General features: G+C 66.1%; 10 protein-coding genes and 2 tRNA genes. 9 read left to right on the top strand and 3 right to left on the bottom strand.

From position 1 onward, the window contains the following. Nucleotides 1-38 precede the first annotated feature (38 nt). The 4 genes from V7Z98_RS08750 to V7Z98_RS08735 all read left to right on the top strand — a co-directional run bounded on the left by V7Z98_RS08750 (nt 39) and on the right by V7Z98_RS08735 (nt 3,786). Nucleotides 39-344 (top strand): DUF485 domain-containing protein, encoded by a 306-nt coding sequence (locus tag V7Z98_RS08750; protein WP_293266169.1) that lies wholly within the window; start codon nt 39-41, stop codon nt 342-344. Further along, the gene (locus V7Z98_RS08745) at nt 344-2,053 is read left to right on the top strand and encodes a cation acetate symporter (RefSeq protein WP_293266171.1); all 1,710 of its coding nucleotides are present in this window, start codon (nt 344-346) and stop codon (nt 2,051-2,053) included. The genes V7Z98_RS08750 and V7Z98_RS08745 overlap by 1 nt, the downstream gene beginning before the upstream one ends. A gap of 85 nt (nt 2,054-2,138) precedes the next feature. Beyond that, a complete protein-coding gene (locus V7Z98_RS08740) occupies nt 2,139-3,590 on the top strand; it encodes a putative nucleotidyltransferase substrate binding domain-containing protein (RefSeq protein ID WP_334157695.1) in 1,452 nt (483 codons plus the stop codon). A 120-nt stretch (nt 3,591-3,710) separates the two neighbouring features. Beyond that, nucleotides 3,711-3,786 (top strand) — tRNA-Phe (locus V7Z98_RS08735). Between the two features lie 124 nt (nt 3,787-3,910). On the opposite strand, the gene katG is transcribed toward V7Z98_RS08735, so the two are convergent. Further along, nucleotides 3,911-6,085: a catalase/peroxidase HPI gene (gene katG, locus V7Z98_RS08730; protein ID WP_334157694.1), complete on the bottom strand. Its 2,175-nt coding sequence runs from the start codon at nt 6,083-6,085 to the stop codon at nt 3,911-3,913. A gap of 490 nt (nt 6,086-6,575) precedes the next feature. Between katG and V7Z98_RS08725 the strand changes: the two genes are divergently transcribed. Next, a tRNA-Thr gene (locus V7Z98_RS08725) sits at nt 6,576-6,650 on the top strand. A 166-nt stretch (nt 6,651-6,816) separates the two neighbouring features. Further along, nucleotides 6,817-7,470, top strand: coding sequence for an oxygen-insensitive NAD(P)H nitroreductase (gene nfsB, locus V7Z98_RS08720; RefSeq protein ID WP_334157693.1), 654 nt, complete (start codon nt 6,817-6,819; stop codon nt 7,468-7,470). 88 nt (nt 7,471-7,558) lie between these two features. Here nfsB and infA read toward each other — a convergent pair whose 3' ends face one another. Continuing rightward, complete coding sequence (gene infA, locus V7Z98_RS08715) at nt 7,559-7,798, bottom strand: translation initiation factor IF-1 (protein ID WP_293266179.1); 240 nt, start codon at nt 7,796-7,798, stop codon at nt 7,559-7,561. 106 nt (nt 7,799-7,904) lie between these two features. Then, nucleotides 7,905-8,111 (bottom strand): cold-shock protein, encoded by a 207-nt coding sequence (locus tag V7Z98_RS08710; RefSeq protein WP_293266181.1) that lies wholly within the window; start codon nt 8,109-8,111, stop codon nt 7,905-7,907. A gap of 479 nt (nt 8,112-8,590) precedes the next feature. On the opposite strand from V7Z98_RS08710, the gene kdpF reads away from it, so the two are divergent. The 3 genes from kdpF to kdpB are packed head-to-tail and all read left to right on the top strand — an operon-like array spanning nt 8,591 to nt 12,589. Beyond that, nucleotides 8,591-8,683, top strand: coding sequence for a K(+)-transporting ATPase subunit F (gene kdpF, locus V7Z98_RS08705; protein WP_293266182.1), 93 nt, complete (start codon nt 8,591-8,593; stop codon nt 8,681-8,683). Beyond that, nucleotides 8,680-10,470 (top strand): potassium-transporting ATPase subunit KdpA, encoded by a 1,791-nt coding sequence (gene kdpA, locus V7Z98_RS08700; RefSeq protein ID WP_334157692.1) that lies wholly within the window; start codon nt 8,680-8,682, stop codon nt 10,468-10,470. The genes kdpF and kdpA overlap by 4 nt, the downstream gene beginning before the upstream one ends. A gap of 31 nt (nt 10,471-10,501) precedes the next feature. Further along, nucleotides 10,502-12,589 carry a potassium-transporting ATPase subunit KdpB gene (gene kdpB / locus V7Z98_RS08695; RefSeq protein WP_334157691.1) on the top strand — a complete coding sequence of 696 codons (2,088 nt, stop codon included), beginning with the start codon at nt 10,502-10,504 and terminating at the stop codon, nt 12,587-12,589. Nucleotides 12,590-12,598 lie beyond the last annotated feature (9 nt).

Here is a 12,598-nt window from a genome sequence, read left to right as displayed (position 1 = left end):
GGCGGGTGTGGCATCGAGAAATCCAAAGGAGGAGTCATATGCGGGACGATCTGGTCGCCAAGATTCAGGCGAATCCCAAGTATCACCAGCTCAAGTCCAAGCGCAACGCGTTTGGCTGGGTGCTCACCGTCATCATGCTGATCGCCTACTACGGCTACGTCGGCGTGATCGCGTTCGATAAGGAACTGTTCGCCCAGCGCGTGGGCGAGGGCGTCACCACCCTCGGCATCCCCGTCGGCTTCGGTCTGATCGTGTTCACCATCGCCATTACCATCTACTACGTGCGGCGGGCGAACGCGGAGTTCGACAGCCTCACCGATGAAATTCTCAAGGAGGTGAAGTAATGAGCCGCCTCACCCAAATCCTCCTTTCCGCCGTCCTGCTCGGCGGCAGCTCCGTGGCCCTGGCCGCGGGCGCCCTGGAAGGCGCGATCGAGAAACAGGCCACCAACTGGCTGGCCATCGGCATGTTCGTCGCCTTCGTGATCGGTACCCTGGGCATCACCTACTGGGCGGCCAAGCGCACCAAGACCACGTCTGACTTCTACACCGCCGGCGGTGGCATCACCGGCTTCCAGAACGGTCTGGCGATCGCCGGCGACTACATGTCCGCGGCCTCGTTCCTGGGTATTTCCGCCGCCGTGTTCGCCAACGGCTACGACGGCCTGATCTACTCGATCGGCTTCCTGGTGGGCTGGCCCATCATCATGTTCCTGATGGCCGAGCGGCTGCGCAACCTGGGCAAGTTCACCTTCGCCGACGTTGCCGCCTACCGCTTCTCCCAGACCCCGATCCGGGCGCTGGCCGCCACCGGGACCCTGGTGACCGTGGCCTTCTACCTGATCGCCCAGATGGTAGGCGCCGGCCAGCTGATCAAGCTGCTGTTCGGCCTCGACTACTCCACCGCGGTGATCATGGTCGGCATCCTGATGATCCTCTACGTCACCTTCGGCGGCATGATCGCCACCACCTGGGTGCAGATCATCAAGGCCGTGCTGCTGCTCTCCGGCGTGACCTTCATGGCCTTCATGGTCCTGGCCCAGTTCGGCTTCTCTCCCGAAGCCCTGTTCGCCAAGGCCGTGCAGATCAAGACCGAGAAGGCGCTGGCCGCCGGCAAGTCCGCCGAAGAGGCCGCCAAGGTGGGCTTCTCCATCATGGCCCCGGGCAACTTCATCAAGGACCCCATCTCCGCCATCTCCTTCGGCATGGCGCTGATGTTCGGTACCGCCGGTCTGCCCCACATCCTGATGCGCTTCTTCACCGTGCCCGATGCCAAGGAAGCCCGTAAGTCCGTGGCCTGGGCCTGCACCTGGATCGGCTACTTCTACATCATCATCTTCTTCATCGGCTTCGGCGCCATCGTGCTCGTGGGTACCAACCCCGACTTCCTGGATGCCAAGGGCGTGCTGAAGGGTGGCGGCAACATGGCGGCGGTCCACCTGGCCAAGGCCGTGGGCGGTGACGTGTTCCTCGGCTTCATCTCCGCCGTGGCCTTCGCCACCATCCTCGCCGTGGTGTCCGGCCTGACCCTGTCCGGCGCCTCCGCCGTGTCCCACGACCTGTACGCCTCGGTGTTCTGCAAGGGCCACGCCCCCGAAGGTTCCGAAATTCGCGTGTCCAAGATCACCACCCTGGTGCTCGGCGTGGTGGCGGTGATTCTCGGTATCGCCTTCGAGAAGCAGAACGTGGCCTTCATGGTTGCCCTGGCCTTCGCCATCGCCGCCTCGGCCAACTTCCCGGTGCTGTTCCTGTCCGTGCTGTGGAAGGGTTGCACCACCCGCGGCGCCTTCATCGGGGGCTTCCTCGGCCTGATCACCGCGGTCGCCCTGACCATCGTCTCCAAGGCTGTGTGGGTGGACGTGTTCGGCAACGCCAAGGAGCTCTTCCCCTACGCTTCGCCGGCCCTGTTCTCCATGACCGTGGGCTTCGTCGGGATCTGGCTGTTCTCGATCCTCGACTCCAGCGCCCAGGCCCAGAAGGAACGGGAGTCCTACGACGCCCAGGAAGTCCGCTCCGAAACCGGCTACGGTGCCGCTGCGGCCTCCGCGCACTAACGACGCACAATTCCGACATCGACTTCGGTCGAACCACTTCAACCCCGGGCTGCGTCCCGGGGTTTTTTTCTTCAGGGACAAGAACATGACGACAACCGCTCCCGGCTCCACCCGAGCCAGCATCCGCACCCTGCTCATGCTGCCGGTGCGCGAAGCCCGGCTGCGCCCGCCCCTGACCGTTCCCGCCAGCCATACGCTGCGCCAGGGGGCGCGGCTGATGGACCAGCAGGGCGTGGCCTTCGTGCTGGTCGCGGCCGAGGACGGCGGCGCCCTGGGCATCGCCACCGGCACCGACCTGCGCCGGGCGGTACTGGCCGGCGACCGTGCACCGGAGACGCCCCTGGCCGAGGTGGCCACCTTCCCGGCCATGGCCGTGGATGGCGAACGTTCCCTGCTCGACGCCCTGCTGCTCTTCAACCGCCACGGGTTCGAACGGTTGCTGGTGGAAGAGGGCGGCCAGCCCCTGGGGGTGCTCGAAGCCGGCGAGATCCTGCGCCACCTGGCCAGCCATGCCGATGCCGTCAGCTTGCAGATCGAAGCGGCGGCCCACGTCCGCGATCTGGCCCCGGCCCACGCCAGCCTGCTGCGGCTGATCGCCGCCCTGGCCGCCGAGCAGGTGCGGGTGGACCACATCGCCCGGGAGGCGAGTCAGCTCACCGGCCAGGTCTTCGCCCGGGTCTTCGACTTGCTCGCTCCGCCGGAACTGGCGCGGCAGGTGTGCTTCGTCGCCCTGGGTAGCGAAGGGCGCGGCGAGCAGATATTGCCCACCGACCAGGACAACGCCTTCATCCTGCGCGATGCGTCCTGCCGGGACGAAGCCCTGGCCCTGGGCCGGACCGTCAGCGCCGCATTGCTGGAGCTGGGCTATCCGGAGTGCCCGGGCGACATCATGGTACGCAACCCGGAATGGGTGATGACCGTCGAAGAGCTGCGCCACAAGGTTCACGACTGGGTGGCGGCGCCGTCCGAGGCCAACCTGCTTAACCTGGCGATCCTGCTCGACGGCCATGCCCTGGCCGGGGATGCCTCGCTCCTCGACGCAGCCCGGACCCTGATGTTCGACCTGTGCGCCGGCAACGCCACCTTCATGGCCCGCTTCGCCCAGGGAGCGGTGCGCTTTCCCAGTGCCTTGGGCTGGTTCAACCGCCTGGTGGGCGCCCGGGAGGGCGAGCACAAGGGCCGCATCGACCTGAAGAAGGGCGGGGTCTTTCCCCTGGTGCATGGCCTGCGCGCCCTGGCCCTGGAAGAGCGCATCCCGGTCACCGGCAGCCTGGAGCGCCTAGCCGTGCTGCGCGACCGCCGGGTACTGTCCGCCGCCTTCGCCGCCGAACTGGAGGAGGCTTTCCTGGTGCTGACCCGGTTACGCCTGGAGGCTGGCCTGGCCACCGCCGAGGCCGGGGGCGACGACCGCAATCATTTGGATCCCCAGGCCCTCAACCGGCTGGAGGCCGACCTGCTCACCGCCACCTTCCAGAGCGTTGAAAACTTCAAATCGTGGCTGCGCCAGCACTACCGCATGGACGTGCTGGGGCTGTGACGGAACCCGGCCGGGGCGGCGGCGTGGTACCGCTCCAGCCGGTCCCAGGCCTGGGCAACGGGTGCGCGGAAACTCTTTGACAGTCGCGTGACCCTTGCCTATAATGCGGCCTTCTTTGACGGCCAGGTAGCTCAGTTGGTAGAGCAGCGGATTGAAAATCCGCGTGTCGGCGGTTCGATTCCGTCCCTGGCCACCACAAGATTCGATGCAAAAAAGCCAGTCCTCGCGACTGGCTTTTTTGCGTTTACTCTTTTCGTTTCTCCTGTTGCGTCTTGCGGCACGGCCACCGTATCGCTGCGGTAGCCGTGCCACAGGGCTGGTCAGGCCAGATCGAAGCGGTCCGCGTTCATGACCTTGGTCCAGGCGGCGACGAAGTCGCGGACGAACTTCTCCCGGTTGTCGTCCTGGGCATAGACCTCGGCGTAGGCACGCAGCACCGAGTTGGAGCCGAACACCAGGTCGACCCGGGTGGCCGTCCACTTCACGGCGCCACTCTTGCGCTCACGAATTTCGTACAGATTCCGGCCGGCCGGCTTCCAGGTGTAGGCCATGTCGGTCAGATTGACGAAGAAGTCGTTGGTCAGGGCGCCGACCCGGTCGGTGAACACGCCGTGGCGGGTGCCGCCGTGGTTGGTGCCGAGCACGCGCAGGCCGCCGACCAGGACGGTCATCTCGCAGGCGGTCAGCCGCATCAGTTGGGCCCGGTCGAGCAGCATTTCTTCCGGAGTGACCGCGTAATGCTGCTTCTGCCAGTTGCGGAAGCCGTCGGCCAGGGGTTCGAGCACCTCGAAGGACTCGGCGTCGGTCATGGCCGCCGTGGCATCGCCCCGGCCCGGGGCAAACGGCACCGCCACGTCGACGCCCGCCGCCTTGGCGGCCTGCTCGATGCCGACGTTGCCGGCCAGCACGATCACGTCGGCCACGCTGGCGCCGGTCTCGGCGGCGATCTTTTCATACGCTGCCAGGGCCTTGGCCAGCCGGGCCGGTTCGTTGCCTTCCCAGTCCTTTTGCGGGGCCAGGCGGATGCGCGCACCGTTGGCGCCGCCGCGCTTGTCCGAGCCGCGGAAGGTGCGGGCGCTGTCCCAGGCGGTGGCTACCATTTCGGCGATGGAGAGGCCGCTGGCGGCGATCTTGGCCTTAACTGCCGCCACGTCGTAGTCGCTGCGGCCGGCGGGAACCGGGTCCTGCCAGATCAGGTCTTCCTGGGGCACGTCCGGGCCGATGTAGCGGGCCTTGGGGCCCATGTCCCGGTGGGTCAGCTTGAACCAGGCCCGGGCGAAGACCTCCGAGAAGTAGGCCGGGTCGTCGCGGAAGCGCTCGGCGATCTTGCGGTATTCCGGGTCGAACTTCATCGCCATGTCGGCGTCGGTCATGATCGGCTTGCGGCGGATCGTCGGGTCCTCCACGTCCACCGGCATGTCTTCTTCCTTGATCGCCACGGGCTCCCATTGCCAGGCGCCGGCCGGGGACTTCTGCAGCCACCAGTCGTGGCCGAACAGCATGTCGAAGTAGCCATTGTCCCAGCGGGTGGGATGGGTGGTCCAGGCGCCTTCGATGCCGCTGGTCACCGTGTCGCGGCCGACGCCCCGGGTGGCGTGGTTCATCCAGCCTAGGCCCTGTTCTTCCAGCTCGGCCCCTTCGGGCGCCGGGCCCAGGTTGGCGGCGCTGCCGTTGCCGTGGGTTTTGCCCACGGTGTGGCCGCCGGCAGTCAGCGCCACGGTCTCTTCATCGTTCATCGCCATGCGGGCGAAGGTGACGCGGATGTCCCGGGCGGTCTTGAGCGGGTCGGGCTTGCCGTCCACGCCCTCGGGGTTTACGTAGATCAGGCCCATCATCACGGCGGCCAACGGGTTTTCCAGGTCGCGCTCGCCGGAATAGCGGCTGCCCTCGCTGCCGGTGGGGGCCAGCCATTCCTTTTCGGAGCCCCAGTAGACATCCTTTTCGGGATGCCAGATGTCTTCCCGGCCAAAGCCGAAGCCGAAAGTCTTGAAGCCCATCGACTCGTAGGCCATGTTGCCGGCCAGCACGATCAGATCGGCCCAGCTCAGTTTGTTGCCGTATTTCTTCTTGATCGGCCAGAGCAGGCGGCGGGCCTTGTCCAGGTTGGCGTTGTCCGGCCAGGAGTTGAGCGGGGCGAAGCGCTGGTTGCCCGTACCGGCGCCGCCCCGGCCGTCGGCGATGCGGTAGGAGCCCGCCGCGTGCCAAGCCATACGGATCATCAGGCCGCCGTAGTGGCCCCAGTCCGCCGGCCACCATTCCTGGCTGTCGGTCATCAGCGCCTTCAGGTCTTGCTTGAGCGCGGCCACGTCGAGCTTCTTGACCTCGTCCCGGTAGTTGAAACCGGCGCCCAACGGGTCGGTCTTGGTGTCGTGCTGGTGCAGGATGTCGAGGTTGAGCGCCTTGGGCCACCAAGCAGCGTTCGACGCGCCTGCCGTCGTGTTGCCGCCGTGCACTACAGGACAGCGGCCTGCGTTCGTGAGCGTATTGCCTTCCATATCCCTTCTCCTTCCGTAACGAGGTTGATGGTCGTTTTCCGTCGCCACCGTTGGCTTCGTTTCGAGCGGTGCGGTGCCCGTGTCCGTGCGACCTGGGCGAGGCGTACTTTGCCGCCGATATCGGTCATTGCCTGCTCAGGTTAGCAGAAGAAGGCGGCATGTTCCCCGCATGCGGATTGATGAGCTTGATTGATAAAACTAATTGAGTTGTTAAGTTTGATTGCAGCTTGTTGTCGCGATTGCGTGTGGGCGGGTTTGTCGCCACTGTTTACGAGGCGTCTCGCCGCACCCCGGAAGGCCCGTGCCTGCTTGCGGCGCCGGGGCCGCTGGGGTAGTATGCGCGCCTCGCATTGGTGAGCCGAAGTACGCGATAGCGCTTCTGGCCACCGACGGGCTCCAGCCAGCCCAGCTTCCGCTGGGCTTTTTGTTGCAAGCCCTTAGCGACGTGAAAGCTCGAACCGGCGACATCCGGATCGGGCGCGCCGCGGTCGCCCATGTAGCTCAGTGGCAGAGCACTCCCTTGGTAAGGGAGAGGTCGGCAGTTCAATCCTGCCCATGGGCACCATCGACACTTTCGGACACCTGAAACGCCGACCGGCCACGGTCGGCGTTTTGCTTTTGTGGGCCGAAAAGGCGGTGGCGGTGGCGGTGCCGCTACCGGCGGCCGTGCGGGGCTGCTAGCATTCCCGGGTCACTGCCTCCGGGCAGCACGTTTCCACCAAGGACTCCCCATGGACATCGCACGAATTTCCCAAGCCCGCTATACCACCAAGGCCTTCGATCCCGCCAAGACGATTCCCCAGGACAAGATCGAGCAGTTGCGCACCCTGCTGCGCAACAGCCCTTCGTCGGTCAATTCCCAGCCCTGGCACTTCGTCATCGCCAGCACGCCGGAAGGCAAGGCGCGCATCGCCAAGGGCACCCAGGGCGGTTTTGCCTACAATGGCCCGAAAGTGCTCAACGCGTCCCACGTGGTGGTGCTGTGCGGGCGCAAGACCTTGGACGACGCCCACCTGAGCGCGGTGTTGGCCCAGGAGCAGCGCGACGGCCGCTTCGCCACGCCCGACGCCATGGCTACCCAGGACAAGAGCCGGCGCTTCTACGTCAACCTGCACCAGACCGAGCTGAAGGATGAAGCGACCTGGGTCGAGCGCCAGGTTTATCTGGCCTTGGGCACCCTGCTCCTGGGAGCTGGAGCCCTGGAGATTGACGCCTGCCCAATGGAGGGCTTCGACGCCGCGATCCTGGACGCCGAACTCGGCCTGGCAGAGCAGGGCCTGACCAGCCTGGTGCTGGTGGCCCTGGGCTACCGGGGCGAGGGCGACTTCAATGCCAAGCTGCCCAAGTCGCGCCTGCCCGAGTCGACTCTATTCACCAGCCTCTGATTGCCGGGACGCCATAAACGACAACGCCCGCCGGTTTCCGGCGGGCGTTTGCATTTTGCGGGGGGCTGTGCCGCCCCGTCTTCCCAAATCAGGAGTGGCTCGGGGGTTCGCCTTTGTGGCGGAAACTGATGCGGGCTTTGGTCAGGTCGTAGGGCGACATTTCCAGGGTGACCCGGTCGCCTTCCAGGATGCGGATGCGGTGCTTGCGCATCTTGCCCGAGACGTAGGCGATCACTTCGACGCCGTTTTCCAGATTGACGCGAAAGCGGGTGTCCGGCAGCACTTCGGCGACGACGCCCTGCATTTCGATGAGTTCTTCCTTGGCCATGGTCTAGCTTCCTGCGTCTCCGGCCGGCCCGGAGGAGAAATAGTGACGTATATAAAAAAAGCCCGGCGAACCGGGCTTTTTTCGTGCAACCAGGTGTTTAGCCTGATTACTCGATCGGGCGAATGTTGGTCGCCTGCAGGCCCTTCGGGCCGGTGGTCACGTCGAAGGTGACCTTTTGGTTCTCAGTCAGGGTCTTGAAACCTTGGGATTGGATCGCGGAGAAGTGGGCGAAGAGATCCTCACCGCCGTTGTCGGGGGAGATGAAACCAAAGCCTTTGGCGTCGTTGAACCACTTGACGGTACCAGTTGCCATGATGAATAGCTTCCTTGAAGAAGAAATGAAGAGGGGAGGATTCCCCGGAACACGAGATCAAGGAGAACTGCCGGCTAACTGGAGTCGCAGAAATAGGTACTGCAAAACTAGGTGCTGCCGTTGCTACTTGTAAATCCCGAACTTGCGAGTATGGCGTCTTGCCGGAGGATTGGCAAACATTATTTTTCGCGGGGTGCTTTTGGGCACCTGGCCCAGCGGGGCTGACCCACCCGTCGACCGGAGGGCGTGGACTCGGCGACGGCCGCCGGGCCGAAGCGGCGGAGGCCCCCCGGGGGGCGCCGGATAGGGCGGGGAGCAAAGTCATCTTTACGCTGTCTTTATATCGCATCCGGGTCTATTAACAGCATTTTTTCCCGGCCGTCATTAGGTTGTAGACCGTATTGAAAGCATGGGGGCGCCTTGGTTCTCCGGGTGTTCCCGCCGCGCTTTTCAACCCGTTTGCAAGCATCGAGGTGCGTATGAACGCTTTATATCTGACGGTCGGCCTGGTGGCGCTCGGCTTGGCCGTGTACCTGCTGATCGCGCTGTTCCGTGCGGAGGACTTCTCATGAACGGCCTTTCCCCGTCCGTGCTGGCCGCCGGGCAGTTGATCGTCTATCTGGTCCTGCTGCTGGCGCTGGCCTGGCCCCTGGGCGGCTACATCGCCCGGGTCTTCGACGGCCGCATCCGCTTCGGGGCCGCCCTGGAGGCCCGCATATACCGCCTGTGTGGCATTGATCCGGCCCAGGAGATGGGCTGGAAGCGCTATGCCCTGGCGGTGTTGTTGTTCAACGCCCTGGGCTTTGCCGCCGTGTTCGCCCTGCAACTGCTGCAAGGGGCACTGCCCTTCAACCCGGAGGGGTTCGGCGCCATGACCTGGGATTCGGCCCTCAACACCGCCGTCTCCTTCGTCACCAATACCAACTGGCAGGGCTACAGCGGCGAAAGCACGATGAGCTACCTGACCCAGATGCTCGCCCTGGCGGTGCAGAACTTCTTTTCCGCCGCCACCGGCCTGGCGGTGGTGATGGCCCTGATCCGCGGTCTGGCCCGGCACTCGGCCCAGACCATCGGCAATTTTTGGGTGGACCTGGGGCGCGGCACGGCTTATGTGCTGCTGCCGGTGTCCTTCGTCGTCGCCCTGCTGCTGGCCGGCGGCGGCGTGATCCAGAACCTGGACGGCTACAAGACGGTGCCCTTGGTGGAGCCGGTCACCTTCAGCCAGCCCAAGGTCGATGCGGCCGGCCAGCCGGTGCTCGGCGCCGACGGCAAGCCGGCGATGGAAGAGGCCACCACCCGGGAGCAGCGCCTGCCCATGGGGCCGGTGGCCTCCCAGGAAGCGATCAAGATGGCGGGCACCAACGGCGGCGGCTTCTTCAACGCCAACTCGGCCCACCCCTACGAGAACCCGACGCCCTTCACCAATCTGGTGGAGATGCTGGCCATCTTCCTCATTCCGGCAGCCCTGTGCTTTTCCTTCGGCCAGATGGTTGGCGACCGGCGCCAGGGCTGGACGGTGCTGGCCACCATGACCCTGCTGTTCGTCATCGCCGTGGTCGCCGTCACCGCCGCCGAGAGCCAGACCCCGGGCTACCTGACGGCCCAGGGCGCCACCGCCGTGGGCAACCTGGAAGGCAAGGAGGTGCGCTTCGGCATCAACGCCACCAGCCTGTTCGTCGCCATCACCACCGGCGCCTCCTGCGGCGCGGTCAACGCCATGCACGATTCCCTCACCCCCCTGGGCGGCCTGGTGCCGATGTTGCTGATGCAGCTCGGCGAGGTGGTCTTCGGTGGGGTCGGCACCGGCCTCTACAGCATGCTGGTGTTCGCCATCCTGGCGGTCTTCCTGGCCGGGCTGATGGTGGGGCGCACCCCGGAATACCTGGGCAAGAAGATCGAATCCTGGGAGATGAAGATGATCTCCGTGGCCATCCTGATCACCCCCTTCCTGGTGCTGGCCGGCACCGCGGCGGCGGTGATGACCGAGGCCGGCCGGGCCGGCATCCTCAACCCGGGCGCCCACGGCTTCTCCGAGGTGCTCTACGCCCTGGTCTCGGCGGCCAACAACAACGGCAGCGCCTTCGCCGGCCTGTCCGCCAACACCCCCTTCTGGAACCTGCTCACCGCCGTCGCCATGGCCTTCGGCCGCTTCGGCGTGATCCTGCCGGTGCTGGCGGTGGCCGGCTCCCTGGCGGCCAAGAAGCGCATCCGCGAAGGGGCCGGCACCCTGCCCACCCACGGCACCCTGTTCGTGGTCCTGCTGGGGGCCACGGTACTGATCGTCGGCGCCCTGACCTACCTGCCGTCCCTGGCCCTGGGGCCGATCGCCGAACACCTGATCCTGTTCCCGGCGCACTGAGCCCCTCGGCGCGCCTTCCGGGAGAACCCACATGAAACATTCCGCTCCGCTGCCCCTGTTCGACCGCGCCCTGCTCGGCCCGGCGATCAAGGGCGCCTTCGCCAAGCTGTCGCCCCGGGTGCAGATGAAAAACCCGGTGATGTTCGTGGTCTACGTCGGCAGCATCCTCACTTCCCTGCTGTTTGCCCAGGCCATCACCGGTGAGGGTGAGGCCCCGGCCGGCTTCATCCTCGCCGTGTCCCTGTGGCTGTGGTTCACCGTGCTCTTCGCCAACTTCGCCGAGAGCCTGGCCGAAGGCCGCAGCCAGGCCCAGGCCGCCGCCCTGAAGGGGCTCAAGAAGACCACCTGGGCGAAGAAGTTGCAAAAGCCCCAGTTCGGTGCCGCCACCTACACTGTGCCCGCCGAGGACCTGCGCCGCGGCGACGTGGTGCTGGTCACCGCCGGCGAATTCGTGCCCGCCGACGGCGAGGTGATCGAAGGTGTGGCCTCGGTGGACGAGTCGGCCATCACCGGTGAGTCGGCCCCGGTGATCCGGGAATCCGGCGGGGATTTCTCGGCCGTCACTGGCGGCACCCGGGTGCTGTCCGACTGGCTGGTGGTGCGCGTCACCACCAACCCGGGCGAAGCCTTCCTCGACCGCATGATCGCCATGGTCGAAGGCGCCAAGCGGCAGAAGACCCCCAACGAGATCGCCCTGACCATCCTGCTGGTGGCCCTGACCCTGGTCTTCCTGCTGGCGGTGGCCACCCTGCTGCCCTTCTCCCTGTTCTCGGTGGCGGCCGCCGGCCTGGGCTCGCCAGTGACGGTGACCGTGCTGGTGGCCCTGCTGGTCTGCCTGATCCCCACCACCATCGGCGGCCTGCTCTCGGCCGTGGGCGTGGCCGGCATGAGCCGCATGATGCAGGCCAACGTGATCGCCACCTCGGGCCGGGCGGTGGAAGCCGCCGGCGACGTAGACGTGCTGCTGCTCGACAAGACCGGCACCATCACCCTGGGCAACCGCCAGGCCTCGGCCTTCGTGCCCGCCGAGGGCGTCACCGAGCGGGAGTTGGCGGATGTGGCGCAACTGGCCTCCCTGGCCGACGAGACGCCGGAAGGGCGTTCCATCGTGGTGCTGGCCAAGGAGCGCTTCAACCTGCGCGAGCGGGACCTGCACGCCCTGGAAGCGAGCTTCGTCCCCTTCACCGCCCAGACCCGCATGAGTGGCGTCAACCTGGGCAACCTAGAAAAGCCCCGCCAACTGCGCAAGGGCGCGGCGGACGCCATCCGCCGCCACGTCGAATCCCAGGGAGCCGCTTTCCCCGCCGGGGTGCAGCGCCAGGTGGACGAGGTGGCCCGTAGCGGTGGCACGCCCCTGGTGGTGAGCGACGACGTCAAGGTACTGGGGGTGGTCGCCCTCAAGGACATCGTCAAGGGCGGCATCAAGGAGCGCTTCGCCGAGCTGCGCCGCATGGGCATCAAGACGGTGATGATCACCGGCGACAACCGGCTCACCGCCGCCGCCATCGCCGCCGAGGCCGGGGTGGACGACTTCCTCGCCGAAGCCACGCCCGAAGCCAAGCTGGCCCTGATCCGCCAGACCCAGGGCGAGGGCCGCCTGGTGGCCATGACCGGCGACGGCACCAACGACGCCCCGGCCCTGGCCCAGGCGGACGTGGCGGTGGCCATGAACACCGGCACCCAGGCTGCCAAGGAAGCCGGCAACATGGTGGACCTGGACTCCAATCCGACCAAGCTGATCGAGATCGTCGAGATCGGCAAGCAGATGCTGATGACCCGGGGGGCGCTCACCACCTTCTCGGTGGCCAACGACGTGGCCAAGTACTTCGCCATCATCCCGGCGGCCTTCGCTACCACCTATCCCCAACTGGCCACCCTCGACGTGATGCGCCTCAACAGCCCCACCTCGGCCATCCTCTCGGCGGTCATCTTCAACGCCCTGGTCATCGTCGCCCTGATCCCCCTGGCCTTGAAGGGCGTCCACTACCGCGCCCTGGGGGCGGCGGCGCTGCTCAAGCGCAACCTGCTCATCTACGGCGTCGGCGGCCTGATCGTGCCCTTCATCGGCATCAAGCTGATCGACCTGCTGCTCGGCCCCATCCTCAACCTGTTCGCCTAATCCGGAGTC

Source organism: Oryzomicrobium sp., assembly GCF_036820405.1.
In the GTDB taxonomy this organism is placed as follows: domain Bacteria; phylum Pseudomonadota; class Gammaproteobacteria; order Burkholderiales; family Rhodocyclaceae; genus Oryzomicrobium.
The sequence above is the reverse complement of the archived record's forward strand: the minus strand, read 5'-3'. Positions and strand labels throughout refer to the sequence as shown.

What these genes read in the sequence shown, in the direction of transcription:
- V7Z98_RS08750 (WP_293266169.1), top strand. Translation starts at nt 39, where the DNA reads ATGCGGGACGATCTGGTCGCCAAGATTCAGGCGAATCCCAAGTATCAC.
- V7Z98_RS08745 (WP_293266171.1), top strand. Translation starts at nt 344, where the DNA reads ATGAGCCGCCTCACCCAAATCCTCCTTTCCGCCGTCCTGCTCGGCGGC.
- V7Z98_RS08740 (WP_334157695.1), top strand. Translation starts at nt 2,139, where the DNA reads ATGACGACAACCGCTCCCGGCTCCACCCGAGCCAGCATCCGCACCCTG.
- katG (WP_334157694.1), bottom strand. Translation starts at nt 6,085, where the DNA reads ATGGAAGGCAATACGCTCACGAACGCAGGCCGCTGTCCTGTAGTGCAC.
- nfsB (WP_334157693.1), top strand. Translation starts at nt 6,817, where the DNA reads ATGGACATCGCACGAATTTCCCAAGCCCGCTATACCACCAAGGCCTTC.
- infA (WP_293266179.1), bottom strand. Translation starts at nt 7,798, where the DNA reads ATGGCCAAGGAAGAACTCATCGAAATGCAGGGCGTCGTCGCCGAAGTG.
- V7Z98_RS08710 (WP_293266181.1), bottom strand. Translation starts at nt 8,111, where the DNA reads ATGGCAACTGGTACCGTCAAGTGGTTCAACGACGCCAAAGGCTTTGGT.
- kdpF (WP_293266182.1), top strand. Translation starts at nt 8,591, where the DNA reads ATGAACGCTTTATATCTGACGGTCGGCCTGGTGGCGCTCGGCTTGGCC.
- kdpA (WP_334157692.1), top strand. Translation starts at nt 8,680, where the DNA reads ATGAACGGCCTTTCCCCGTCCGTGCTGGCCGCCGGGCAGTTGATCGTC.
- kdpB (WP_334157691.1), top strand. Translation starts at nt 10,502, where the DNA reads ATGAAACATTCCGCTCCGCTGCCCCTGTTCGACCGCGCCCTGCTCGGC.